At 43.7% G+C, this 26470-nt stretch carries 29 protein-coding genes and 1 pseudogene; 19 read left to right on the top strand and 11 right to left on the bottom strand.

Going from position 1 to position 26470, the window contains the following annotated elements:
- Positions 1-7: 7 nt before the first annotated feature.
- A complete protein-coding gene (locus tag OCU60_RS07505; RefSeq protein WP_074373556.1) occupies positions 8-1066 on the bottom strand; it encodes an FAD:protein FMN transferase in 1059 nt (352 codons plus the stop codon).
- A gap of 313 nt (positions 1067-1379) precedes the next feature.
- Between OCU60_RS07505 and OCU60_RS07500 the strand changes: the two genes are divergently transcribed.
- Positions 1380-3119 carry an ABC transporter ATP-binding protein gene (locus OCU60_RS07500; RefSeq protein WP_074373555.1) on the top strand — a complete coding sequence of 580 codons (1740 nt, stop codon included), beginning with the start codon at positions 1380-1382 and terminating at the stop codon, positions 3117-3119.
- Positions 3116-4900, top strand: coding sequence for an ABC transporter ATP-binding protein (locus OCU60_RS07495; protein WP_074373554.1), 1785 nt, complete (start codon positions 3116-3118; stop codon positions 4898-4900). The genes OCU60_RS07500 and OCU60_RS07495 overlap by 4 nt, the downstream gene beginning before the upstream one ends.
- Before the next feature lie 86 nt (positions 4901-4986).
- Here the strand turns inward: OCU60_RS07495 and OCU60_RS07490 are convergent, their stop codons facing one another.
- Positions 4987-5523 (bottom strand): NifB/NifX family molybdenum-iron cluster-binding protein, encoded by a 537-nt coding sequence (locus OCU60_RS07490; protein ID WP_074373553.1) that lies wholly within the window; start codon positions 5521-5523, stop codon positions 4987-4989.
- Positions 5524-5909: 386 nt separating this feature from the next.
- Positions 5910-6185 (bottom strand): DUF134 domain-containing protein, encoded by a 276-nt coding sequence (locus tag OCU60_RS07485; RefSeq protein ID WP_074373552.1) that lies wholly within the window; start codon positions 6183-6185, stop codon positions 5910-5912.
- Positions 6186-6682: 497 nt separating this feature from the next.
- On the opposite strand from OCU60_RS07485, the gene OCU60_RS07480 reads away from it, so the two are divergent.
- The 14 genes from OCU60_RS07480 (at position 6683) to OCU60_RS07420 (ending at position 17672) form a co-directional block, all read left to right on the top strand.
- Positions 6683-7720 (top strand): glycosyltransferase family 9 protein, encoded by a 1038-nt coding sequence (locus OCU60_RS07480; RefSeq protein WP_074373550.1) that lies wholly within the window; start codon positions 6683-6685, stop codon positions 7718-7720.
- 215 nt (positions 7721-7935) lie between these two features.
- Positions 7936-8169 carry a GNAT family N-acetyltransferase gene (locus OCU60_RS07475; protein WP_235862190.1) on the top strand — a complete coding sequence of 78 codons (234 nt, stop codon included), beginning with the start codon at positions 7936-7938 and terminating at the stop codon, positions 8167-8169.
- On the top strand, positions 8105-8428 hold the full coding sequence (locus OCU60_RS23030; RefSeq protein ID WP_235862188.1) for a GNAT family N-acetyltransferase: 324 nt from the start codon (positions 8105-8107) through the stop codon (positions 8426-8428). Before OCU60_RS07475 ends, OCU60_RS23030 begins: the two co-directional genes overlap by 65 nt.
- 169 nt (positions 8429-8597) lie before the next feature.
- Positions 8598-8930, top strand: coding sequence for a hypothetical protein (locus tag OCU60_RS07470; protein WP_074373549.1), 333 nt, complete (start codon positions 8598-8600; stop codon positions 8928-8930).
- Between the two features lie 25 nt (positions 8931-8955).
- Entirely contained in the window at positions 8956-9453 is a 498-nt protein-coding gene (locus OCU60_RS07465; RefSeq protein ID WP_074373548.1) for a S41 family peptidase, read from the top strand.
- Between the two features lie 186 nt (positions 9454-9639).
- Entirely contained in the window at positions 9640-10593 is a 954-nt protein-coding gene (locus OCU60_RS07460) for a M23 family metallopeptidase (protein ID WP_074373547.1), read from the top strand.
- Positions 10594-10601: 8 nt separating this feature from the next.
- Positions 10602-10952 carry a bactofilin family protein gene (locus OCU60_RS07455; protein ID WP_235862187.1) on the top strand — a complete coding sequence of 117 codons (351 nt, stop codon included), beginning with the start codon at positions 10602-10604 and terminating at the stop codon, positions 10950-10952.
- A gap of 446 nt (positions 10953-11398) precedes the next feature.
- Positions 11399-12529 carry a substrate-binding domain-containing protein gene (locus OCU60_RS07450; protein ID WP_083602681.1) on the top strand — a complete coding sequence of 377 codons (1131 nt, stop codon included), beginning with the start codon at positions 11399-11401 and terminating at the stop codon, positions 12527-12529.
- A 5-nt stretch (positions 12530-12534) separates the two neighbouring features.
- Positions 12535-13539: an ABC transporter substrate-binding protein gene (locus tag OCU60_RS07445; RefSeq protein WP_074373544.1), complete on the top strand. Its 1005-nt coding sequence runs from the start codon at positions 12535-12537 to the stop codon at positions 13537-13539.
- Between the two features lie 40 nt (positions 13540-13579).
- Entirely contained in the window at positions 13580-14392 is an 813-nt protein-coding gene (locus tag OCU60_RS07440) for an ABC transporter permease (protein ID WP_083602687.1), read from the top strand.
- A 3-nt stretch (positions 14393-14395) separates the two neighbouring features.
- Positions 14396-15181: an ABC transporter permease gene (locus OCU60_RS07435; RefSeq protein WP_074373543.1), complete on the top strand. Its 786-nt coding sequence runs from the start codon at positions 14396-14398 to the stop codon at positions 15179-15181.
- A 27-nt stretch (positions 15182-15208) separates the two neighbouring features.
- A complete protein-coding gene (locus OCU60_RS07430) occupies positions 15209-16294 on the top strand; it encodes an ABC transporter ATP-binding protein (RefSeq protein ID WP_074373640.1) in 1086 nt (361 codons plus the stop codon).
- Positions 16288-17103 (top strand): phosphodiesterase, encoded by an 816-nt coding sequence (locus OCU60_RS07425; RefSeq protein WP_074373542.1) that lies wholly within the window; start codon positions 16288-16290, stop codon positions 17101-17103. The genes OCU60_RS07430 and OCU60_RS07425 overlap by 7 nt, the downstream gene beginning before the upstream one ends.
- Positions 17104-17477: 374 nt before the next feature.
- Positions 17478-17672 (top strand): hypothetical protein, encoded by a 195-nt coding sequence (locus OCU60_RS07420; RefSeq protein WP_021020225.1) that lies wholly within the window; start codon positions 17478-17480, stop codon positions 17670-17672.
- A 111-nt stretch (positions 17673-17783) separates the two neighbouring features.
- Here OCU60_RS07420 and OCU60_RS07415 read toward each other — a convergent pair whose 3' ends face one another.
- Entirely contained in the window at positions 17784-18689 is a 906-nt protein-coding gene (locus OCU60_RS07415) for a tetratricopeptide repeat protein (RefSeq protein ID WP_074373541.1), read from the bottom strand.
- A gap of 66 nt (positions 18690-18755) precedes the next feature.
- Entirely contained in the window at positions 18756-19136 is a 381-nt protein-coding gene (locus OCU60_RS07410; RefSeq protein WP_074373540.1) for a hypothetical protein, read from the bottom strand.
- Positions 19137-19530: 394 nt separating this feature from the next.
- Between OCU60_RS07410 and OCU60_RS07405 the strand changes: the two genes are divergently transcribed.
- Positions 19531-19725 carry a hypothetical protein gene (locus OCU60_RS07405; protein WP_021020225.1) on the top strand — a complete coding sequence of 65 codons (195 nt, stop codon included), beginning with the start codon at positions 19531-19533 and terminating at the stop codon, positions 19723-19725.
- A 252-nt stretch (positions 19726-19977) separates the two neighbouring features.
- The gene (locus OCU60_RS07400; protein WP_261854745.1) at positions 19978-21186 is read left to right on the top strand and encodes an IS256 family transposase; all 1209 of its coding nucleotides are present in this window, start codon (positions 19978-19980) and stop codon (positions 21184-21186) included.
- On the opposite strand, the gene OCU60_RS07395 is transcribed toward OCU60_RS07400, so the two are convergent.
- From OCU60_RS07395 to OCU60_RS07385, 3 genes are all read right to left on the bottom strand, one after another.
- Complete coding sequence (locus OCU60_RS07395) at positions 21135-21680, bottom strand: hypothetical protein (RefSeq protein WP_139302135.1); 546 nt, start codon at positions 21678-21680, stop codon at positions 21135-21137. The genes OCU60_RS07400 and OCU60_RS07395 overlap by 52 nt on opposite strands.
- Positions 21661-21990, bottom strand: coding sequence for a hypothetical protein (locus OCU60_RS07390; protein WP_074374083.1), 330 nt, complete (start codon positions 21988-21990; stop codon positions 21661-21663). Before OCU60_RS07390 ends, OCU60_RS07395 begins: the two co-directional genes overlap by 20 nt.
- 84 nt (positions 21991-22074) lie before the next feature.
- Positions 22075-22470, bottom strand: a complete 396-nt coding sequence (locus tag OCU60_RS07385) for a hypothetical protein (protein WP_074374084.1) — start codon at positions 22468-22470, stop codon at positions 22075-22077.
- Positions 22471-22934: 464 nt separating this feature from the next.
- Here OCU60_RS07385 and OCU60_RS07380 point away from each other — a divergent pair, with 464 nt between their 5' ends.
- Positions 22935-23129: a hypothetical protein gene (locus OCU60_RS07380; protein ID WP_021020225.1), complete on the top strand. Its 195-nt coding sequence runs from the start codon at positions 22935-22937 to the stop codon at positions 23127-23129.
- Between the two features lie 111 nt (positions 23130-23240).
- On the opposite strand, the gene OCU60_RS07375 is transcribed toward OCU60_RS07380, so the two are convergent.
- The 3 genes and pseudogenes from OCU60_RS07375 to OCU60_RS07365 form a co-directional block, all read right to left on the bottom strand.
- On the bottom strand, positions 23241-24071 hold the full coding sequence (locus OCU60_RS07375; RefSeq protein ID WP_074374085.1) for a tetratricopeptide repeat protein: 831 nt from the start codon (positions 24069-24071) through the stop codon (positions 23241-23243).
- A gap of 1 nt (position 24072) precedes the next feature.
- Complete coding sequence (locus OCU60_RS07370; protein ID WP_074374086.1) at positions 24073-25365, bottom strand: peptidoglycan-binding protein; 1293 nt, start codon at positions 25363-25365, stop codon at positions 24073-24075.
- Positions 25366-25402: 37 nt separating this feature from the next.
- Positions 25403-26392 (bottom strand): annotated as a pseudogene (locus tag OCU60_RS07365) (type VI secretion system Vgr family protein); the annotation flags it as partial.
- Between the last annotated feature and the right edge of the window lie 78 nt (positions 26393-26470).

The raw sequence follows: 26470 nt of genomic DNA, 5'->3' as shown, positions 1-26470 counted from the left end.
CTCAGGTTTATTCCTGATTGAACATCACTCGTTTGGAGTGCTCGAGAGCCGAACTCTGCTGATCAATAAATTTCCCTTGTTCTGTGCGAATAAAGAACACTTCTAGGTTTTCCCGTTGCGCGACCTGATACCCCGCTTTCGGACCAAGACATAGCATCGCCGTAGCCCATGCGTCACTTTCTGCGGGGGTCTGGCCGAATACCGAAGCAGACACCAAATCGTGCGTCACAGAAGCCCCGGTCCGCGGGTCAAGAATATGAGAGTATGACTGACCATCGGCATCAAAAGAACGACGATAAGTCCCTGATGTGTCGAGCGTCACCCCTTGCTCATCCTGAATCGTCACAATCTTATAAGGCTGAATATCATCATCTTTATGGATTGGGCGCTCAATGGCAATACGCCACTTCGAACCATCGGGTTTGTGGCCTTTGATTTTCATGTCTCCGCCAAACTCCACCAAATAATTGACAATCCCCTGAGATTCCAGAATCGCACTGAGCTTACCAATCGTATAGCCTTCACCCATCGAAGAAAAATCGATCTGCACCTGTGGCAACGTTTTACGAATGCGTTTGCCCTGTTCATCGACTTGAATTTTGTCCAATCCGACCTCGGTTTTCACGGCTGAAATTTGCTGACTATCCGGCACTTTGAAATCGTGCTTTCTGAATCCCCACAAATTGAATAGCGGCCCGATAGTCGGATCATAACAACCTTGGGTTTTCTGATTGATCTGCCGCGCAATACTCAGAAGCTGTAAGAAATCATCTGAAGCCGGTTGCCACTGGGTTGAAGTGCTCTGATTAAATTTTGAAATATAAGAATCATCCCGATAAGTCGATAATTCTTTATCAATCGTCGCCAACTGCTGATCAAACAACGGACGAATGTCATCGGGCGACACATCCGACTCAGACCACCAACTGATATGATAGGTTGTTCCCTGAGCATAACCTTCCAACTTCTGTAACTCCGGTGTCCGACTACAGGCGGTCACCATAACAAGGCACACCAGCGCAGCAACACAACGAAAATGGTTCAACAACATTCTTTGGGTAAACATAAAGCAACCTGATTGATAAAAAAACTGGCCAAAGTTTAACGGCAGGCAGAAAAGATTACTATACCCAAAGTATCGGGGATACGCCCCAAAAACATGGACTTCACAGCCAGAACATGCTCAGAACCAAGCAATTTTGAGCCACGGTGCAACCGCAACGCGACAAACCAGGCGACGCATAACGGTAAGTTCAAGACATCTGACTAGACAAGGTGACTTGGTTGACGTAAAAATGCTCCCGATAGACAATGCAATCGACTCAATATGAGCAGCCCCAAAAGATCAACGCTCACACGCTTATCCGGATAAAAATTACATGCAATTATTTCAACACTTGGGATGGTTCTTTCGCCGCTATTGGCTGACTTACACATTTGCGTTACTCATGCTCGTCATCGTCGCGCTGATCAACATGGCCATCCCATGGTTTATTGGTCAAACGATTGACCACCTGCTCGCAACGCGCACCATGGCACAAGCCAAATACGATCTTCTCGGTTTATTGCTCGCCAGTATCATCGTCTACCTGCTCCGTTATGGCTGGCGACGGATGTTATTCGGCACATCCTATAAGCTGGGCAATCTCTTGCGTCAGCAGTTTTATCAGCGTCTGACCCGACAAGGACAGGCATTCTATAATCACCACTCAACCGGTGATTTGATGGCTCGCGCCACCAATGATATTGATGCGGTTGAAATCGCTGCGGGTGAAGGGATTTTATCGGGCTTTGACGGGTTGCTAACCTTTATTCTGGTCCTGGTAATGATGTTTATTTTTATCGACTGGCAGTTGGCAGCTTTAGCAATCCTCCCTTTTCCATTCATGGGGATCGGCTTTTACCGCCTGTCCAGTCAGATTCACCACCAATTCAAGACCACACTTGACCGGTTTTCCTCATTGAATGAGCAAACCCAACAAGCCATGACTGGCATTCGCATGATCAAATCGATGGGCAGAGAGTCAATCGAAGCCGAACAGTTTGACCAGATTGCAGAACAGGCCGCCAGCAGTACCTATAAAGTGCAACGTTCAGAAGCCCTGTTTGATCCCATCATTCAATTGAGTCTTGGCGCAGCGTTACTCATCGCCTTACTTGCCGGTGGTTGGCAAATACACGAAGGTCGCTTAACTGTCGGGCAATTAACCAGCTTTACCCTGTACTTATCAGAGCTGATCTGGCCGATGTTTGCCTTTGGCTGGTTAATGAATATCTTGCAACGCGGCAATGCCGCCATCGAACGTCTCGATGAGTTACTCACCTTACCCGATACCATCGAAGACCACGGCCAGTTCACCCCCAGAGGATATCAGGTAACCGTCAGCCACCTGACATTTCATTATCCGGATATCCCTCAGCCGAGTCTGAAGAATGTTTCGTTTCGTTTGAGAGAAAACCGCGTATTCGGGGTTGTCGGTGCCACCGGTGCAGGAAAATCAACGCTACTCCAGCTTTTGATGCGCTATTGGGAATCCGGAGAAGGTGCCATCCAGATCAGTGGCACACCACTGCGCCAGATTCCGCTGGCTCAACTGCGGGCACTTTATGCTTATGTTCCTCAGGATGCATTTTTGTTCAGTGCCACGATCATGGAAAATATTCGCATGGGACGCCCCGCAGCCACCGATGAACAAGTCTATCAAGCCGCTAAATTAGCCGCGATTGATAATGATATCCGCCAGTTCCCCGATGGCTATCAGACCACCGTCGGAGAGCGCGGTGTAACCCTGTCCGGGGGACAACGACAACGGATTTCGATTGCCCGGGCGTTGATCAGTGATGCCCCGCTCCTCATTTTGGATGATGCGCTCTCGGCCGTTGATATCCGGACGGAAAAAATCATCATTCAGCATCTGCGGCAACGAAAAACTCAGACACTCATCATTGTCAGTCACCGCTTATCCGCTGTAGAACACGCGGATGAAATTATTGTCATGGCCCATGGTGAAGTGATTGAAAGAGGCAAACATCAACAATTAATTGCGGGTGACGGCTGGTATTCACGAATGGCAGCCTATCAACAGATGGAACAGGCGATGGAGAGTACATCCTCATGAGTACCAAGAATTCTAAGCAGGATGATAAACACGCAGGCTCACTACGCCTATTGATGAGTTATGTTTTCGCAGACAAAGCTTTATTGATTAAAACCTTGATTCTGGTTGTGATCGCGACGGGATTTGAGGTATTGGGCCCGCTATTAAGCAAAGTATTTATCGATGACTTCATTGTGCCGGATCATTATCCGTTCTGGCCGATTGTCGGCATTATCAGTTTGTTTATTCTGTCAACGATTGTGGGAACCTACCTCAAGTATCGACAAACCCTGCGTTTTCTGGATATGGCATTATTCGCGGTGCTTGATATTCGCAAACGGGTGTTTAAACATGTCCTGTCTTTGCCAATGTCGTATTTCGATTATGCCCGTACCGGGCAACTGGTCAGCCGGATTACCAATGATACCGAGTCAATTAAAGATATTTACGTACAGTTTTTATCCAATGTCCTGACCAATATCATTCTGCTGATCGGTATTTTGATTGCCATGGCGATTTTGGACATTCAACTGATGCTGGTCGCGCTCTTGCTGCTACCGACGGTGATAGGATTAATTTATCTGTATCAACGTTTCAGTGTCAAAAACGTCACGGACAGCCGCCGTTTACGTTCAGACATTAACGCCACAATGAATGAATCCATCAGCGGTATGACCGTAATTCAGGCAACCAATCAACAACAGGCGAAACTGTCTCAGTTTGATCAGATCAATGCGCACTACTACGATACCCGGCTGAAAACCGTGACGATTTCATCCTTGCTGCTCCGCCCGGCAATCAACTTATTCAGTATTATGGCGCTGGGAGGTGTGGTGTGGTTTTTTGGTCTACAGGTCGTTCAAGGCGTCGCTGAAGTCGGGGTGCTATATGCTTACCTCAACTATTTGGGGCGATTCTCAGAGCCATTAATCGAGATTACGCAACGTTTCGGGTTATACCAGCAAGCGATTGTGGCAGGTAACCGAGTCTATGAACTGCTGCAAGAATCTTCGGCTAAGCCCGAAAAAGGCACCTTTTCCCGGATTGATACCGGACATCTGAGTATCAAAAACTTGAATTTTGCTTACCACAATAATCATCCGGTGTTGCAGGATATCAATGCCGAAATCAATGCCGGACAACTCTTTGCCATCGTCGGACATACCGGCAGTGGTAAAAGTACCTTAATGAGTCTGTTACTCAATTTTTATCAGCCCCAGTCAGGCACGATCTGTATTGATGAACATCCTCTTGATCACTATAGTCATGACGCCTTACGTCAAGGGGTCAGTTTTATTCCGCAGGATCCGTTTATTCTTGCTACCACCATATTCGATAACATCGATATGGGGCGGAACTTAAGTGAGTCAGCAGTACGACTTGCCGCACGTCAGGCGCATTTGCATGATGTGATTATTGCCATGAGCGAGGGTTACCAGACACAGCTCGGCGAAGGCGGCTTGCGACTCTCAACCGGGCAACGTCAACAACTGATTATCGCCCGAGCCTTGGCAGGCTCACCCAAGGTATTGTTACTGGATGAGGCCACCGCGAATGTCGACAGTGAAACCGAACAGGTTGTCCAGCGGGCGCTGAACGATCTGCAAGGTCAGGTCACGCTGATTGTAGTTGCGCATCGCTTGTCCACCATTCGTCATGCCGATCAGATTCTGGTACTGGAGCATGGTCACTTAATCGAACAAGGTGACCATCACCAGCTCATGGCGCGACCACAGGGCCAATATCGTGCCATGTATCAATTACAGCAGCAGGAGAAACGAGTGGCTCAGGCCGCTAAGTGACAACGTCACCGATATCAAATCTTCCACCACAGAAATGAGAGCCATATGGCTCTCATTGTTATGCATTTTCAGGGGTGACAATCTCTTCAATGGTGACAACAACGCCCTTTGCCAGATCGATGTTGATGATGTTCACCGTTTTCATGGGCACCACACCCACGATGCTGCTCACCGGTCTCGCAACAACGATGTCCCTGACCGCGAGCATGAACATCGGCATGATGTTCATGCTGATGATGTCCACAACAACCGCCTTGTTGTTGCTTTGTTTGATAATTCACAGACTGACGCCCTTGCTCTGCATCCGTGAGCGGAACCAGTTCATTCCCGGTCTGGACAATGTGCTGCAAAGTCTGGCGGCCTGTATGCGTTTGAAACACAGCCAACTGGTTTTCGAGTAACCGCCCCAGCATCCGCTGACCAATCTGACGGACAATCACTCGTTCAACCCGCTCGCTCTGGAGTAATGCAAGTAATGCTGATTTCCCTGAACAACCAGCATGTTGTGCAGGATTGGGTTTCTGTCCCACTACCTCACCAGACTCATCCATAAAAAGAAAATGGTCAGCTTTGGTAAAATGGTTGGCAATTCGGTCTTCTTTCATCGGGATAGCAATAATCATCAGAAATAACTCCTGTACTGAGTGTTGATCAAACCCAGCCGACAAAATGAGTTTGGTCGAAATAAGCGTTTGATCGAGATAAAAACGGTGCTCACCAGTGCTGTCCTATCATCGACAGAGTGAGGATTTGCACCTCAATTAATTAGCATATGCTATTTATAGTCCTATTTTTTGGCATATGCAAATTATAAATATTCAAAGAGTGCCGGATAACGCGCCACAGGATGGTACAACAGGATGGTGCAACAGACGGATTTGAGCGATGTATCGAAAAACCAGAGAAGACAGGTTAATCACGGATACAAATAACCGGACATACCGTTGATGATGCATGCCAGGTTGTTTGTCAGCAAAGCGGGCGATCAGAAAATAGAAAGGAGGATAATTTAATGGCTCATCATTAATGCTTTACCATTGACTAAACAGTCCGCGACTTTAAAACGGGCAGCCTTGACCAAATTTGCCAACGTTTGTCGGGAGACCCCCATTGCGACGGCCGCATCCTGCTGATGCATGCCTTGTAAGTCAACCAAGCGCAGTGCTTCAAATTCGTCGGCAGCTAACTCAAGATGCTCAAGCTGGCTCATCGGAATGCCGTTCGGTTTGAAACAACTATCCGCAGGTTTACCACAAATAACACGAGGAATTTTATTCCGCCCCATCGATGAATCCTTCAATGTATGTATCAACAAATCATCCGCTATCTTAATCGAACAATGCCGAAGTCGATAGTTTCTCATACGATTTGTTGCTAAAGAATTGGTTTTTCAACCAATCCATCGTACAGACTATCGGTTGACGACCAAAGTTACCTCAAATGCCCGAACAATCGACAAGAGACTCAAGACATCATAAGACTGCCAGATTGAATGTAATGACGCGACACGAAGCGGATGCCTGAGAATAAGATGTCCCTAATCAGGACCACACAAACCTGTCCGAAGATTGACACATAAATAGCTTCACTATCAACAGACCATTCTGATATGATCAGAAGGTATTTTGCTATGTGTTTTGCGTAAATCACAGCGTTATATACGTAAGCAATGGAGTCTTGCTTCATCAACATATACCTGTTTGCTATATGTTGTACATTTAAATAACGATATAGAACAAATTTGAAGCAAAGGTAATTTAAACTGTATGATGGTGATATTTAATGAGTAAAGGCTTGATATCAAAGTTCCAGTTATTTAGAGATGACTTTAGATTCTGGCTAGGGAAAATAATTTTTGATATTCGTAAAAAAGATTTCAACCGTAATCATGTGAAAAATTTTTTATTCATTCGAAATGACTCTAAGTATGGTGATTCAGTTATATCGTCATTTGCAATGAAAGCCATCAAAGAAAATATTCCAAACTCAGTCATCAAAGTTATTTCTTCAAAAAACACCTATGATTTTTATCAGAAAATGGAATTCGTTGATAACGTCTATGCATTAAAAAAACGCCCTTCATATTTTGAAATATTTAAATTAACCAAGGGCTTAGGAAAAATTGACATTGCTATCAATGCGCAAGATATCGTAAGAATGAAAGATCTATTTCTTTTGAGAATGATATCAGCCGAGTCAAATGCCGGGATATTACCTGATGTAAAAATGTATAACCTTCGTCTCAAAAATGATGGTCACTATGTTGAAAGATTTAATAGTTTATTATCATCATTTAATATCACGAAATATGATAATTCTTACATCATTCCATTATCGGCTTGTTGCCGGGAGCGAATGGCACCACAATTCAAAAGTAGAAAAGTGGTATTTTTCAATCCCTTTGGTAGTAATAAGTCAAAAAGTATGAATGAAGAAACAATCTGTAGAATTATTCCAATCTTGGCACACAACGGATATTCTGTATTCTTATCTTCTTCACCAAGCACTTCTGATTTAGTCAACCGTATTTGTTATAAATTTAATGATGACGTTTTCTGTGATGAGCAATGTGCCTCAATTGATGATGTGGCAACACATATTGATATGAGTGATATTATCGTATCTGTCGATACAGCAACTGTACATATCGCAACCGGGTTGAAGAAAAAAACACTCGCAATATATCATCCCGATATGGCGTCCTACACCAGATGGCATCCCAACAATCCGCACGCCAAGACTTTCTTTTCACAAGAGCTAGATAATGTGAATGCATTTGATGAGCAAGAATTACAAAATTTATGGTCGACGATGCTCTGATGGAACTAAAATAAGTTGAACAAGCGATTTCCCATACATACAAAAGACAACTGATTTCGTTTACGGTAAAAGTTGCAATAATAATTTCCGTAAACATTTTTGTATATGTAATTCAAATTACATAGCGAAATAGATCGTTGCGAGTCATACCATGTAATGATATTTTCAGACTAGTCTTTTTATTAATTAAAAATTAATTTCTATAGGATAGTCGAATGTCAGGAATAAATGTAATACCGATGCAGGAGAAGGATTGGAATGCTGTCAAAACGATTTACCAAGCTGGTATCGATAGTGGCAATGCCACATTTCAGACCTCCGCACCGGAGTGGAGTGAATGGGACAAGGACCATATAGATATTTGCCGTTATGTCGCCTGTATAGATGATCAAGTCATCGGTTGCGTTGTCCCCATACTCCAGCCGCCATGCTTATCGGGGTGTTGCTGAAATAAGTATCTATGTCAGCCCTCAACACCATCAACTCGGGGTAGGTAAACAACTCTTGTCCACAGTAATCAACGAATCAGAAAAAGCAGGCTACTGGACTTTACTATCAGGCATATTTCCTGAAAACTTAGCAAGTCTCCGATTACACCATAATCAAGGATTCAGGAAAGTCGGGCATCGCGAAAAAGTGGGTGAAATGGATGGCAAATGGCGTGATGTCATCATATTAGAAAGACGAAGTCAGAAAGTAAATTATTAATTTTAAATATTTATATAACTATTGTTATAGTCGTTCAGTTATTCCTCAAATAGATTATAAATAGAGAACAGGCTTCATCGAGATAGCCTATCACTATATTCCAGTGAGGTGGTATCGTTTCCCGGGATAAGTAGTCGACTGCAAACAACAGCCATCAATCCACCAAAGAGTGGAGCACACCAATATAACCATTGAGTATCCCAATATCCTGTATTTTGATGGATTGTGGAAACATACGGGATACGGTGACATTTATCAGTTGAACGATACTGAAAGTAAAATCTATCAATTTAACAGTGAGGGCTGTGTGCTGGCAGAAACCATGACAAAAGTAGCCATGCAAGCCACCTACTTTCCCAATGCGACGCTCTCTGATGACGGCATGAACCTGACGTCGCACCAAATAGCACGTCCTTTTGTGCAGCAATTTGAACGCCTGTCCGCATTACCCGCCATGTGCCAACCCGGGCAATTATTTCGATACGCAGACATCTCCCCTTGAAGTCTATCGTTTTTTCTGGGCGACTATGCATGACTATAATGCTTTCTTTCAGGAACGCGGCATCGACTGGGATGAGGTCTATCAGCAAGCAGCAGCGAATTTGAGTACCGACATGACCGACAGTGAACTACTCGCGGTGATCAAAATGTCGCTCAGTGGCTTTTCCGATGATCATGTCTCTCTGACTGATGGTGATGAAGAGTATTCTCCCGCCCCACCGAAAGGCGTGTTACGAACACTGCAACAAGGCTTTCTCAATCAAACCGCAATCAGCGACTTCGATACCTATATTGCCAACAGCCTGGCGCAAGTCTCCCTGACTCAACAACAAATGATGGATTCCGGCAGTGTACGAGTCATCAATGGCAGCTCAGCAGATACTTTATATGGTGCGGAACGTATCGTCTGGAATACAACCAGATATACCGACGGTGCCTTTTACACTGGCCGATCTCAGCCACCATCGGGATGCTGCATTGAGTCAGGCGATTCACCAACTATCGCACTGAAATCCCCTCAGTAATCAAAACCAATTATTTTTGAGTGAGACTCGCACCGACTAGACATATGCATGTCGGTGCTTCTGCATACCGTTTAAGCGAAAGATATACAATATTGCAGTTTTCCACTCAAGATCACTGATGAAAATTCAATCATTGACAGAAAACTGATAGAATCCTGACATTGTATTTACGAATGCTGATGATGTATGAAAGAGAACCTCGTTATATCAGTATCTTCTATCAACGGGACACATCATTTCCATGTCGGCCGTTGGTATCAGAAATTTATCAAGAGTGCTGGTTATATCCTAATGGCAGCCATTATTGGTACAGCCGGTATCATTTATTATCTGATGCACGAAGTGGATTTTGCTAAATCAAAGCAAAGAGAACTGGAAAATCAGTCGATGTCACTCTCTGAAGATGTCGCATCACTCAAAAAACTAAAGGTCGGCTTGCAGAGTGAGCTGCTTGATCGTGAAGAAAAAATGCAGACGGTCTCGGATCGCTTGGGTGATTTGGAAAAAGTGCTCGGTGTCAGTGACTCCGACGACGCCACCATTGAATCCCGATTGGATACCGCTGCGATCACCTCTTCTGTTCGTATGGTGCTGCTGAATCAGATCCCGAATGGCTTCCCGGTTCTCAAATACAGAATGTCTTCCGATTATGGGCGCCGGATTAATCCGGTGACCGGAAAGAGTGAATTCCATCGCGGTCAGGATTTTTCCGCACCAAAAGGCACGAAAATTTACGCGCCAGCCGACGGCGTGGTCGAAGTTGTGCGTCCTAGTCTGGTCAAAGGCTCTGGAAATTATCTAAGATTGAGACATTCATTCGGATTTTCCAGCTCTTATTCTCATATGAACAAATTTGCTGTCAAAATGGGTGAATTCGTTAGTAAAGGCGATCTCATCGGTTACGTGGGTAATTCTGGATTGAGTACCGGGCCACACCTACATTATGAAATTCGCTTTGTTGGCCGTTCGTTAAATCCCAAACCCTTTGTGAACTGGGGAATTAATAATTTTGATACGATATTTACAAAAGTTGGAGGAGTAAGATGGGAATCTTTAATAAACAACGTCGAGCAAAGAGTCAGTGCTCAGTTACAACTCTCATCGCTGAAGGCTGTGCCATTAATGGCCAGTTCAGAGTAGAAAGCAATATGCAGGTGGATGGTAAGATTGAAGGCCAGATCCAGACAGATAAAACGCTCATTATCAGTGAATCCGGCTCTGCAAGTGGTGAAATTTATGCCGAGCACATCATCGTCAACGGTTGTTTCAACGGTACCTGCTATGCCACTCGCGTTGAAATCTTAAGTAAAGGTCGTGTCGATGGCACACTCTATACCGACGATATCAGCATTGAACAAGGCGGACGCTTCAATGGCGTGACCAAACCGGCTCCGGAGCAACAAGTCGTCGATTTTCAGGAAGCTAAAACAACTGACACTTTAACCGCATCAACGAAAGCGTCACAAACCAAAAAAGCACAGCAAGGCGCGTCATCCTAATCAAGCCTCCTCTTTGTTTTAGGTAAACATTATTTTAGGTAACCATTGTTTTAAGTAAAGATGGTTTTAAGTAAAGATGGTTTTAGGTAACCATTGTTTTAGGTAACCATTGTTGAAGGTGCTCATTGTATGTCCGGTGCAACATCAATCTGACAGTCACCAATACCGGGACTGTCAGATTGAGAGCGCGGATAGCCACGCCATAGACGACCAATTCCCCTCCCAAAAACGTGACCAGAATCACACTATAAATAATATTTAACTCAGTAATGAGTTTCTGTATCTGTCATAAATTGTCAATGAAACGAGAATGTTTCATCCGCTATTTTTAGAAAAAATGCAGCGAAAAGGTAAAAACACACCGCCAAAATAATGCATTCACTGTTTTTTCTGTCATAAATACGTCACCTGCTATTCCTAACCTTGCTGCGGTACCTGGGAGGGAAATGATGAACATTAAAGATATTGCAGCACTAGCCAATGTATCTCCGGCAACCATATCGCGTTACTTCAATGGCAATGGACTGATATGTCATCAGACTCGCGAGCGAATTGAGAAAGTCGTGCACCTGACCGGCTATCATCCGAAGCAGAAATCAACTCGCGTCGCACTCAACCACAACCCGACCATTGGTGTTCTGATCCCCAGTTTACTCAACCCGGTATTTGCTGAAATCGTCGCAGGGATTCAAGAAAGAGCCCGTCACTTTGGTTACTCGACCATCATTATCGACACCGAATACCAGCAAGCGCGCGAACAACAGGCCGTGGTCGATTTCATTCGTCAACGCGTCAGTGGTGTCATTCTGACCGTCGCCAGTATCGAGAAGAATCAAGCCTTGTCGCTGCTGAAAGAATTTAACTTCCCGCTGAGTTTGGTTCACAACCAGTTCACGGCTGATGATGCCACAGTTTACGTCAACAATTTTCAAGCAGGCTGGGATGTCGCGGATCATTTGCTCAGGCTCGGCCATCAAAAACTCGGGATGGTCGCAGGCCAGTTCAACCGTTCTGACCGGGCACGATTGCGTTACGAAGGCTTCAAAGCACGAATTTCTCAGGATAAACAGGCTCGGCTGCTGACGTTATTGGAAATTGATCCGATGGCCAACTCCCCGTTTACCGACCTTGAACAGTCACGCGTACATAGTTTTTCGTTAAACAATGATCCATTAAATAATGATCCGTTAAATAATGATCAGTTAAATAATGATCAGTTAAACAATGCCTCACTAAACAATTCTTTATTAAACAATGCCCCGAGTGCTTGGTTTTGCAGCAATGATTTTATTGCGCTGAAACTCATCCGTCACCTGCGCCATGCAGGGACGCGCGTTCCGGAAGAAACCTCCGTGGTGGGATTTGACGGAATGTCACTCGGACAAATCACCTACCCCGCTTTGGCAACGGTTAAGGTTCCTCATCTGCAAATGGGACATCTTGCCGTTGATTTACTTTTAAATTCGAAACACCACACCACTTTACCACGACAGCGAGAACTGCCCTATGAGCTCAGTCTTACAGGGACCGTTGCTCCGGTTAAACCTCACTTTGAATCAATTCAATCAATAGGATGATTGTTATGAAATTAAAACATATTGCTACTTTGGCACTGATGGCAACCGGCCTGATTGCTGGTAGTGCGCAGGCGGCCGATGCCATTTGTTATAACTGTCCCCCGGAATGGGCCAACTGGGGCGGCCAGTTAAAACAGATTAAAGATAAATTAGGCATCAATATCCCCATTGATAACAAAAACTCAGGACAATCTCTGTCTCAGCTCGTCGCAGAAAAAGATAACCCGGTTGCAGATGTGGTCTACTACGGTGTCTCTTTTGGAATTCACGCGGCTCAGAAAGGGGTTGTCGAACCGTATAAACCACACAATTGGGACAAAATCCCGGCAGGGTTGAAAGATCCGCAAGGCTACTGGTTTGCAATTCATTCCGGCACTTTGGGCTTTTTTGTCAATAAAGCGGCCCTCGATGGCGCACCGGTGCCTCAGTCATGGCAAGATTTACTCAAACCGGAATACCGTGGAATGATCGGTTATTTAGACCCGACCAGCGCGTTTGTCGGTTATGCCAGTGCAGTGGCGATCAACCAAGCGATGGGCGGCAATATGGATGACTTCACCCCGGCCATTCACTATTTCCAAGCCCTGCGTAAAAATCACCCGATTGTGCCCAAGCAAACCTCTTACGCTCGCGTGGTTTCAGGCGAGATCCCAATTCTGCTTGACTATGACTTTAACGCCTATCGTGCCAAATATAACGATAAAGCCCCGGTTGAGTTTGTGATCCCCAAAGAAGGCACCATTGTCGTACCTTACGTGATGAGTAAAGTGAAAAACTCACCTCACCCTGAGAATGGCCGCAAAGTGCTCGACTTTGTCCTCTCTGATGCGGGTCAACGGTTGTGGGCTGATGCCTATCTTCGTCCGGTTATCCCTTCGGCAATGAATGCTGCCACTCGCGCGAAATTCCTGCCGGATGCTGACTACCAACGAGCACAAGCTGTCGATTTTGCCAAGATGTCACAGGCACAAAACGCCTTTGCACAACGTTATCTGAATGAAGTTAAATAATGACAGGCCGGGTGGTGGCAACACCACCCTGCATCTTATGATGAAACACGATTTTTCACGGCTGATGTTACTGCTGCCCGCATTGATTATCAGTCTGGCTTTTTTTCTTCTGCCCGTTGGTAAGCTCATCTGGCTGTCATTGGCAGATGGGACTGGGCAGCCCTACTGGTCGATTTTCACCCAACCGATTTACTACCGCAGCCTGCTCTCGACGATTGTCCTGTCGACTCTTGTGACCTTCGTCAGTTTAGTGATTGCGACCATCTCCGGGCTGTTTTTAACCCGCTATCAGTTTCGCGGTAAATCACTCCTGATTGCAATGCTGAGTTTTCCGCTGGCCTTTCCGGGGGTCGTGATTGGCTTTTTCGTCATTATGCTGGCAGGCCGACAAGGGATCATCGCTCAGATGAGTCTCGCCCTGACGGGGGGACGTTGGGTATTTGCTTATACGATGGCAGGGCTGTTCCTCGGCTATCTCTATTTCTCGATTCCGCGTGTGGTGCTGACGGTTATGGGCGCGGCCGAAAAACTCGATCATCATCTGGTTGAAGCCGGACGCTCACTGGGCGCCAGTCGCTGGCAAATCCTGCGGGATATCACCCTGCCGGCTTTAACCCCCGGTCTGATTTCTTCCGGCTCCATCTGTTTTGCAACATCGATGGGTGCGTTCGGCACCGCCTTCTCACTGGCAACCGACATCGATGTGCTGCCAATGACCATTTATACGGAGTTTACCTTGAATGCCAATTTCGCCATGGCGGCTGCATTAAGTCTGATATTGGGTGCGGTGACATGGCTGTGTCTCGCACTGGCGCGGATGAAAGGGGCGACATCCCTGAACATGGGAGGCTGACACATGGACAAAAATCGTTATTTCTACGCACAACTGATCTTTACCATTCTAGTGTGCGCATTTCTGATTATCCCTGTGGTGATGTCCGTCATGGCAGGTTTAACCGAAAACTATTTCGTCGGCCTGAAAAGTGGACTCACGCTGCGTTGGGTTGAACAAGTCTGGTCGATGTATGCCGATACGGTCTGGCTGACGTTACAAATTGCGTTAACCACCACCTGTATTAACGTGATCGTCGGTGTACCGTGTGCTTACTATCTCGCCCGCTACCGCAATCGTTTTGCGCTGTGGTTCGAAGAATGCCTGACATTACCGATTGCTATACCGGGCATGGCGATTGCGCTGGGGCTGATTTCGATTTACGGCGGCTTTCACCACTTTCGCACCAGTTGGCTGTTCATCTTAGTCGGTCATGTCATTTTTACCTTGCCATTCATGGTCAAAGCGGTCTTAGCGATTCTCACCAGCATCAACTTTCACGTATTGGAAGAAGGGGCGGCAAGTCTGGGAGCCAGCTTCTCGCAGCGGTTTATGCATATTATCGTGCCAAACTGTATGACTGGCATCATCAGTGGCGTACTGATGACACTGACACTCTCCGTCGGTGAATTTAATCTCACTTGGATGCTGCACACGCCCCTCACCAAAACGCTGCCGGTCGGGCTTGCGGATGCTTACGCGTCGATGCGGCTTGAAGTGAGCTCTGCCTACACCCTGATCTTTTTGTGTCTGATTCTGCCGCTGCTGATTCTGGCCCAACTATTTAACCGAAAAACTCAGCGTCGTTAACCGATGCTGCATGAAAGTGATATCCATATGAATATAGCGAAATCCAGTGTTGCGATTACTCTGAATCAGGTTCAGAAAACCTTTGCTGACGGCACATTGGCACTCAAACCTCTTGATTTACATGTCGAACCCGGTGAGATTTTAGTTCTGCTCGGCCCTTCCGGCTGTGGCAAAACCACCACCCTGCGTCTGATTGCCGGGCTAGAGTTTGCCGATCAGGGCGGTGCGATCCATTTTGGTGAGCGTGACGTCACCCATCACCCCATCGAGCATCGCCAAGTCGGGATGGTGTTTCAATCCTATGCACTTTTCCCGAATATGAATGTCCGGGAAAATATTGGCTATGGTTTGCGGGTGCGCGGTGAAAGCAAAGCACAGCGACAAGTCAAAGTCGCTGAAATGCTCACCATGTTCGATCTTGAACCCTATGCTGATCGTGATGTCCACCAACTCTCCGGAGGACAACGTCAACGCGTCGCGCTGGCCCGAGCGATTATTACCCAACCTGAAGTATTGTTGCTTGATGAACCGCTTTCAGCCTTAGATGCTCGCCTCAAACAACGGCTGCGCGGTGAAATCCACCAGATGCTCAAACGATTAGGCATCACGGCTATTTATGTCACGCATGATCAGGAAGAAGCGATGGTGATGGGGGATCGAATTGCTGTTCTTGAGCACGGTGAAATTGCGCAAATCGGCAGTGCAGAAGAGATTTATCTGACCCCCAACAATCACTTCGTGGCTGACTTTATCGGTCAGATCAACTGTTTTTATGGCAAACGGAAAAACAACGCATTCGTTCTGGGTCAGGCGCAACAATTACATCTGAGCGAGCAACACTGCGCACAACTCCATGAGGGACACCCCGTCACCGCGATGGTTCGCCCGGAAGATATTCAAATCCTCGATGAAGCCACCGAAGAGACACTGCTCGGTGAAGTGCAAAACAGTACCTTTTTAGGCGACCGGACCCGTGTACAGGTGAAAATCGCCAGCCTTGATGAGCCATTGCTGATCGACTGTTTTGCCCGACGTCATTATCAGCCTGACCAACCCGTTTACTTATCCATTTCGCCACAGCGATTGGTTTTTCTGGGAGACCGTGAATGTTAATCGCACAGTTAACCGATTTACACATTAAGCAGTCAGGAAAACTGGCGTATCAAAAGGTCGATACCTTAGGTTGCTTACGGCGCGCTATCGATCATATCAACCATCTCAACCCCATGCCTGACCGAGTGGTCATCACCGGTGACTTGGCGGATTTCGGTCACCCGAGCGAATATCAATTGCTGGTTACCGAGCTCCAACGCCTGAAACCACTGGTCCGAGTGGTTCCCGGCAACCATGACAACAGAACGCACTTGCGCGATGCGTTGCAGGGATGGCTCGCGTTTGACACGCCGGAGTGTTGTAACTTCAGTGAACCGCTCGGCGGCTATCAATTGATCGGGCTAGATACTGCCGTACCCGGCCAACCTTATGGTATGTTGAGTCAAGCATCACTCCAATGGCTCGATGAACAACTCTCGGCAGTGACACCGCATCCGGCGTTACTATTCATGCACCACCCGCCCATGACGGTTGGCTTACACCATATGGATGTACAAAATCTGCAAAACAGTGATGCGTTATATGATGTGCTGCGATCACATCCACATGTTGCCGGGATTGTCGTCGGCCATGTCCATCGCCCGATAGTTGCAACGTGGCACCGGATCCCCGTCTGGATCGGCCCCTCCCATAGCCATGCCGTCACACTCGATTTGGATCCTCAAGCGCCTGCCTGCTTCTCTCTGGAGCCGAGAGCGATTCAGCTCTTTCGTCTGGAGCCCAGTGGCATTTGCAGCCATATCAGTTATATCGATGCAGTGGACGGGCCTTACCCGTTCTTTGATGACAATCACCGTCTGATTGATTAGTTTTTTGGGGCGGCCTGACGCTGAGATTCCGGTCATCCCATCCAAAACGAGAACTGAGTCGAAAAACCTCATACTTTTTCCATACTTGCGCCTATTGTTCTGACTGGGGAATCTGCATTAACCTAACCCTGTACCGGAACATTCCGGGACGGGATTGGTCCCCCGTTTTCACCAGTCTAGGCGCATATTAGCAGTTCTCAGCGAACTGTTTTTATGCGACTATCAGTGCCGCCTGAAAATTATGGTGGACTGATTGGGCAGCCTCCGGGCTGGCCGTTTTCCTAGACACGGTAGGACCAAACCCGACTCAGTCCACCACCCAAAGATTGGTCCCTTTGGATGATGGAAAACTTAACTCAGTCTAGGAGACAACTATGTTCGAAACCATCCACTATGATCCACAACTATCACAAAAAGCCCGTGAATATTTACGCCAACTGGAAGAGATTTTTCTGGCGGAACAACGGGAAAACCGACAGGAAATGTGTGAAGTATTACTCTATCTCAATAACCTAATCACCACCCACTATTGTCGGTATCATGAAGACGGGGATGAAAATATTGCATAAAGCCTAATTGGTATTTGTGATAAACGAGCCGTGGATGCGGCTCGGTTTGAGAGATAGTTAAACTTTAAATTGCACAACAACCACGACTAACTATTCCATAGTCCCTAGTAATCATCGAGCTGTACGTTCTAATACTTGCTTAGGTATCTTACTTTCCTTGCCATTTTTTTTCATTAATTCAATATAAGTCCGATATGCATTTTTTGCTTTATTGGTCTCTTCAAGCGCCCAGTAAGCATCACCAACATTTATATATGCAACAGTTCTGGATGGGTAGACATCAATAATATGATTTAATAAATATATAGCTTCTTTATATGCTTTATTTCTGACTAACATAGAAGCAATACTACTATATTGAGCTGCACTATCATTGTTTAATGGGAATTTAATTAATAAATCCTTATATCTATCTACACCTAAATAAATAACAGAGTCATCATCATTGAATCGAGATTCAAACTCAGCTAAAGACGATTCTACATAATATACAACTGTGCATTTCTTATCATAATCATCTGAGTTAGGCGCTGAGTGTATTCGACTATATGATTTCAACTCAATATTCTGTTTAACATGACAATGGAAAGTCTTCGTATAGTCATTCAAGTTATTATTAATAACATAATCTGTTGATTCTATATACCACACGCCCTGAATATATTTGATATGATGAATTTCTTTGTAATTTTCATTGTTTGAATTTAGTATAATATAAAATATTTTTCTCTTACGATCCATATCTGATTGAACAATGTTATCGAATATCATCCCACCATCTTCAGATAAATTACTTCCTTTAAAAGATAATAGATAATTTTTGTTTTTATTGATAAACAGATATATTTCATCGCCTTCGTATGGCTTACTTGTTATTACCTTATCAACTATTAAGTCATCATTCAAATAGATATCAAAACTAATATATCGGTCATCTTCTATAAGTTCATTATATAGTTCATTTGCGTATATATATGATGAGCATAAACAAAAAATAATAAATAAAATTCTATTCACTGTGATTCTCCTCATAATTGAATATATTGCTCTATTAATGAAAAGTTTTCCATCAAAATCAGACTACTATTTTGGTACTAAGAACCTGTCCGTGCATAGTTTCAAAGCGGATTTACGTAGATCATGCCCGGTATCGCCCCGGCTGAAGTTGCGGATAATGCCGTGAACTTTTTGCACCACTTCCTGATCGCGCAGCACTTCCAGTAATGCACTGCTATCGACCATCTGCTCGAAACTCAGGTCGCTGTTGCGACTGGCAATATCGATGGTATAGCGATAACCATAAACCGGCTGGCCTTGATCATCGACTGAATCTGAGATGGACTCGATCCCCTGATAGTTACGGACCACCAATGTCTCATCATTGACACCATCGATGGTGAGCCTGAACTCTAGCGTTGCCATAATAAATTGAGTTGTATTGTACGCAGCATAACCTTCATCCAATTTTCATCCGACTGATTGTATACCCGTCTTAATCATCAATAGCGCTTCTCTTTTAGATTCCATCAGGAAAGTGAACTGACTCGAAGAACCTCATACTTTTTCCATACTTGCGTCTATTGTTCCAACGCCCGACGTTCATTAATCTAACCCTGTACCGGAAATATTCCGGAACGGGATTGGTCCCCCGTTTTCTAATACTTGGATATATAAATGCGGTTCTCACCGAGCTGTTTTTATGCGACTATCAGTGCGCCTAAATTATGGTGGGCTGAATCGGGCAGCTTCGGCTGACCGTCATCCAAGTAGCGGTAGGACCACACCCGATACAGTCCACCACCCAAAGATTGGTCCCTTTTTGTGGTGAAGCAATATAATCTTTTACTTGGAGTTTACTATGTTCGAAACCATCCACTATGATCCGCAACTGTCACAAAAAGCCCGTGAATACTTACGTCAACTGGAAGAGATATTTCTGGCTGAGCAACGGGAGAACCGACAGGAAATGTGTGAAGTTTTACTCTATCTCAACAACCTAATCACCACCCACTATTGTCGGTATCATGAAGACGGGGATGAAAATATTGCATAAAGCCTGATTAGTGTTTGTGATAAGCGAGCCGCGGATGCGGCTCGGTTTGAACATGATTTATTGGCTCTTGAGCAATTTGCATTAACAATAAAACATGAGTAGCTATGGAACATTTGTATAAGGATATTCGTCTATATACTTAGAATTAAAAGGCTTATCAGATTTTTTAACGTGGCATTTTTCTTTACCCGAGGTAGTGTTCAAATTTCTGTGTCATTTCTTTAAACTGAACCAAAAAGGAAATGACACCTTATGTCTGACGATAAATTCGAAATTGATATTCAAGCTTTTGCCAAAGCATTGCAATCCGGTCAGGGCCTCAACGGCAAAGATGGTTTGCTCACCCCGCTGATTAAGCAAATCTCTGAAGCCGCGCTCGGGGCTGAAATCGAACAGCACCTTGAAGCTGAGCCCGACAATCGCAAAAATGGAAAATCCCGCAAAACCGTTAAAACCTCATCCGGGGAATTTGAACTTGAAACGCCCCGTGACCGAAATGGCTCTTTTGACCCGCAAACTGTCAAGAAGCACCAGACCCGACTGACCGATGAGATGGAACGTAATGTCCTCTCCCTGTTTGCCCTTGGCAACAGCTATCAACATATCCGGGAATATCTGCTGGATATGTATGGTATCAGCGTTTCCAATGGCACGATTAACGCCATCACCGACCGTCTTATCCCTGAGCTCAGAGCATGGCAGGAGCGGGATTTAGACCCCGTCTATCCGGTCGTCTGGCTTGATGCCGTTCACTACAAAATCAAGGAAAACGGTCGCTTTGTTTCCAAAGCCATTTACACCATCCTTGCACTCAATATCGAAGGAAAAAAAGAGCTGCTGGGGATTTATCTCTCTGATGCCGAAGGCGCGCATTACTGGCTCAGTGTCCTGACCGACTTACAAAATCGCGGTGTCAAAGATATTTGTATTGCTTGTGTCGATGGCCTCAAAGGGTTCCCTCAGGCGATTGAAACCATTTACCCGCAGACTGAAGTCCAACTCTGTGTTATCCATCAAATCCGTAACTCGATGAAGTATGTCGCCAGCAAAAATCAGAAAGCGTTTATGGCGGATTTAAAATGTGTTTATAAAGCGGCAACCCTTAAAGCTGCCGAACATGAGCTGGATGAGCTGGAAGCCAAATGGGGACCACAATACCCGCTGGTGATTCAGTCATGGCGCAATAAATGGGAGAACTTATCGGTGTATTTCAAATATCCCGAGCAGGTTCGCAGAGCCATTTACACCACCAATGCGGTTGAGGCGGTACATCGTCAGTTCCGCAAACTGACCAAAACCAAGGGCGGTTTTGCTAATGAAACCAGCTTGCTCAAGCTGTTGTATGCAGGTATGTTGAAAGCCAGTGAAAAGTGGACACATCCGGTGCAGAACTGGAACCTGACACTGTCTCAGCTCAGCATCCACTTTGAAGGCCGACTCACTCCATATCTGGATTTATAAAAATGGGCGTGACACAGAATAATGAACAGTCTCTTACCCGATTTATTTATTACACAGATACGTAATGAATACGAATCATTATTGTAAGAAGAATCGAACGTCACTGTTTGAACAAGTTCTAATTTATTATCATTTATACCTAAGAAGTATTTTTTCTCTTGACCACCGGCACCAGAAAACATTGATATTATAGATAAATTAACATCATCACCTTTTTCTTCCTTAATTTTTCTTACCATATAAATCCCCTGAAAGTTATAATTTTCAGATTTATACTTGTATTTATATTTACCATTTACATTAAGAAAAACCAATATTTCTTCATTGGATAAATCATTAACCACAGCATCATTAATACCGTCGTGATCTATATCAAAGTAATATATTTCATATTTATCATTATTTATAAAACCATCAAAATTATTAGCCAAACAATTAATCGATATAAGAATTGAAAATAAAAAAAATCCATTTCTAATTAGAACATTTTTCATACTTCATCACCACTTTTAAATATTTAACATACTTCTGTCTTTCCTCAAAACCATTTCCACCACCATTAACTAGCCAACTAATCGTATCTCTATAATCTTCATCAGCTAATAAATTTAAGTCAAGGACTCCATATTCTGTTTTATTTTTACCATATGTTACTATTGTCTTCGTTATACTGGGTGATTCAGCTGCAACAGCTTCTCCTACTTTACCTTTAAAGGAGGGAGCCGACCATGTTCCTGGCTTATTATTACTTAGTATTTTTCCTTGTTGCCAGAACCATCCAGCACTGTCTATTGCTGTATGCAAATCATCAGATACATCAGTGTAATTAGTTACAACATCAGAACCAGAATAATCTTTATAATATTCATATGTGTTTTTCCAAGTTAATTACATCAAACCTCGGCCACGATATTTTTTCCCATCACCAGCTTTAGTATTACCATGTTTTTCAGCTTTAACATTATTTTCAGGATCGTATTGATCTCCATTTCCATCTTCTACAGTCTTCTTCAACCTAGAACTTTCATGATATATTTGAGCTAAGAAATGAATTTTCCTGATACAAGTATTAATTTTATATTTACTAAAGGTTTTATTTAGTTCTTCTGTAAATTTTTCGTATGTTTTATCTTTATCTGGGATATTACAACTGGAATCATCAAAGAGATCCAGACTCTTTTTATACTCAGATTTTCTTAAAACCTTTACAATTAGTTTTACTTCGTCAACTGTGAGATCACGACTACATGCACACTTAAATTTATGCTCCCACTTTTCCTTCAAAGCTTCATCTAAAGCAAGAATACCATAAATTGAGTTGTATTGTACGCTGAATAACCTTCATCCAATTCTCATCTGGCTGATTATGTGCCTGTCTTCATCATCAATCGCGCTTCTCTTTTAGATTCCATCAGAAAAGTGAACTGACTCGAAGAACCTCATACTTTTTCCATACTTGCGTCTATTGTACCAGTGCCCGACGTTCATTAATCTAACCCTGTACCGGAAACATTCCGGGATGGGATTGGTCCCCCGTTTTCTAATACTTAGGTGCATAAACACGGTTCTCTCCGAACTGTTTTTATGCGACTATCAGTGCCGCCTGAAAATTATGGTGGACTGATTGGGCAGCCGCTTGGCTGGCCGTAGCCTAGGTAACGGTAGGACCAAACCCGACTCAGTCCACCACCCAAAGATTGGTCCCTTTGGATGATGGAACAAATTTCAACTTTACCTGGGAATTTACTATGTTCGAAACCATCCACTATGATCCACAACTGTCACAAAAAGCCCGTGAATACTTACGCCAACTGGAAGAGATTTTTCTGGCGGAACAACGGGAAAACCGACAGGAAATGTGTGAAGTTTTACTCTATCTCAACAACTTAATAACCACCCACTATTGTCGGTATCATGAAGACGGGGATGAAAATATTGCATAAAACCTGATTGGTGTTTGTGATAATCGAGCCGCGGATGCGGCTCGGTTTGAGAGATAGTTAAACTTTAAATTGCACAACAACCACGACTAACTATTCCACAGTTCCTAGTAATCATCGAGCTACACGTTCTAAGACTTGCTCAGAAATTTTACTTTCCTTACCATCTTTTTTCATTAATTCAATATAAGTCCGATATGCATCTTTTGCTTTATTGACCTTTTCAAGCACCCAGTAGGCATCACCAAGATTTTCATAAGCAGTAGTTTTTGATGGATATACTCTAACAATCTCACCCAATAGATATATAGATGCACTTAAGAAACCTTTCTTCTGTAAAATATTGGCAGTATCACTATACATAATTAAATTTTTCTTATTTATTGGATTTTCTTTTAATAAATATTCAAGATCACTTTCGTTTATTGAGAAATGATTATCTTTATAAAATAATGTTTTGTCCATTATGCTATAAACATCATTCTTATCAAGAGAAAAATCATCACATATGACATACATTTGTTTCTTTAAACGATTCCCCAATACATCATATTCAGAAATTTTATAATATCCAATAGAACTCTTTATTTTACCATCTATATATAAAAATGCGACATCAGCTTCAACACCATTTTTCTCTGCAAACCAGAGATTAAAACCATTAGTATTATTAGGTAAGAAATTGTCTTTATTTGACAATCCAAAATGATCTGATTTTACAAAAAACTCATAACTAGTATAATCATCAACTTCAGATAAAAATAGTTTAAGACTATTTTTTTCTTTTATAATAAAGTCGTTCAATCCATCTTCATTCAAATCCTTTACTATATATCCACTTTTGGATATATCTTTAATTTTTATATAATTCAAAGGATCATACTCTATTGATTCTGCACTAGAGACAGATGAAATAAACAATATAATAAAAGTCATCCACATCATATTAAGCCCCTCCACTAGAACACTTACTTGGATATTTAAATATATTTTTCAAAGCTTTCCATGCACTTTCTCTATTATCATAACCATTAATCTGACTGCTTTTTTTCGCCCCAGGAATATTTATTAATCGTGCTGTATCAAATATACTATCTTTCTCCGCGTAATCATTTATTGATTTCTTATCCCAATACCATGCTCCTGTATCAGCAGCAATATCTAACTTATCAGCAACCCATTCATAATTAGTAACTATATCTACACATTGTTCTTCTTTATAATTTTCATAGTTTTCTTTCCAGGTTAGATGCTGAAATCCTCGACCTCTATACGGATCATATCTATAGTCAGATATCCCTTTACCTTCTCTCGTAGCAGTAAAATACATTGTTTCCACATACATATTAGCTAAATAATGTATTTTGTGTATACATTTTGATATTCCATATTTATTAAATGAATCATTCAATACTTTAGTTAGTTTCTCATGTGTTCTATCTTCATCTGGAACATTAGCATAATAATTAAAGAGTTTATTCTTATGGAAAAATAATATTCTCTCTCCATCGTAATATGTATTACTCCGAATAGCCGCAACTAATTTCTTTATATCTTCGACAGAGAAGTCCCGATTACATGAACATTTAATTTCACTAGTCCATTCATCACATAAAGCTTCATCTAAAGCAAGAATTGTATCTTTACCGACAATGCCATCAATATCACCAAAATCATATACTTTGTGTGTTGCATGTGTGGGAGTATAAGCTGCTTGAAACTGTGCAATGACTCCTTTTGTCCCATTACCAAAATAACCATCAGCGCCAGCATTCCCCAAATCAAAATTCAACTCAATCAGAGCTTTCTGAATTAGTTTAACTTCCTCATTTCCTTTAATTCCTTTCTTGTATCCTTTACTTCTCTTCACTGCGAGCTTATTCAGAGTTTCCGAATCTTTTAGCAGATCAGATTGCAATACCATAGGTATTACTTCAACAGTAGTTTTTTCATTTTTCTGAAAAACTTTGTCATTATCTACATCAATTGAAGCCATTAGCTTATAAATATCTTTAACAGAAACTTTATTCTGTTTAGCTAAATCTTCCACCTTTACTTTAGTAGAGACTTTCTTGTCCTTAATTTTTAAATTTTTCGGGATCTCTTTTCCTAAAAGCTTTCCATTTTTATCTTGTAACTGAAAGCTTGCCATAACCGATGTATTGTTGTCTAAGTTGATATTTTCTTTAAAAGTATATTCTTTATTCGTCAATATTTCTTTTAGTGCAATACTACTCATCGTAAAACCCCTGATTTGTTCTGTGACCTTCTGCTAAAGGCAACTCTGCCATCTCCCCACCAAACCCACTGCCACTCCCGGCACTGCCACCGGAGTTGAGGTTCACCCCGGCACCGCTGAGGGAAACACCGGACGGATCGACTTTAACGAAGCTGCCACCGGCTTTGAGGGTGATTTCATTACCCGCTTCAATAACGACATGCTCACCGGCTTTGATGTGGATTTCTGTACCGGCTTCGTTGACCCACACTTTACCCGCTTTCACATGTAGCTCGCCTTCAATCATCAGTGTCTGACTTTTGGCGATTTTGGTGCGCGCTTCACCGCTGACGGTGTGGTGATCATTGACCTTGATATGGCTGTAGCGGTCATTGTCGATGGTGGTACTTTGGTTATGCTTGATATGCGTGGTCGCGTCGTTTTCGACCAGCGTGTCGGTATCTTTCTGCGCATGGAGGTAGATTTTTTCACTGCCTGACTGATCTTCAAAACTCAGTTCGTTATAACCTTCGCCTTGGTGAGTTTCGGTGCGGATCACCGTTTTGGTTTTGTGCTCCGGCAACGGATACGGCGTAACATTATTGGCGTTGTATGTCCGACCGGTAATGATTGGCTGATCGGGGTCGCCATTGAGGAAATGCACCACCACTTCGTGACCAATCCGTGGTACGGCCATCATGCCATATTGCGCGCCGGCCCAACCTTGTGTGACACGGAGCCAGCAAGAACTTTGCTCATTCGAGCTGCCATAGCGATCCCATGGGAACTGCACTTTCACCCGGCCATGCTCATCACAATAGATCTCTTCGCCGTCAGGGCCGACCACTTTCCCCATGGTCGGAAATTTCAGGATTGGTTTGTTGCGTGGTGTCATCCGCCACACCTGATCACCGCCCACCGCAGCAAACTGGTTGGCGTACGTGGTGGCACCGCTGCCACCGGATTCTTCCAGCGCTTGCGGCTGGCTGCCCTGATGGGTGACCTGAATCAGCAGATAATTGCGATTCATCTCACCATCCAAGTGTTTGTGATAAACGAGCCGCGGATGCGGCTCGGTTTGATTTAGGCATCATTTTGAGTGGCTTATCTGGATTGATAGAATGAA

The organism is Vibrio spartinae, assembly GCF_024347135.1.
GTDB lineage: Bacteria > Pseudomonadota > Gammaproteobacteria > Enterobacterales > Vibrionaceae > Vibrio > Vibrio spartinae.
The sequence above is the reverse complement of the archived record's forward strand: the minus strand, read 5'-3'. Positions and strand labels throughout refer to the sequence as shown.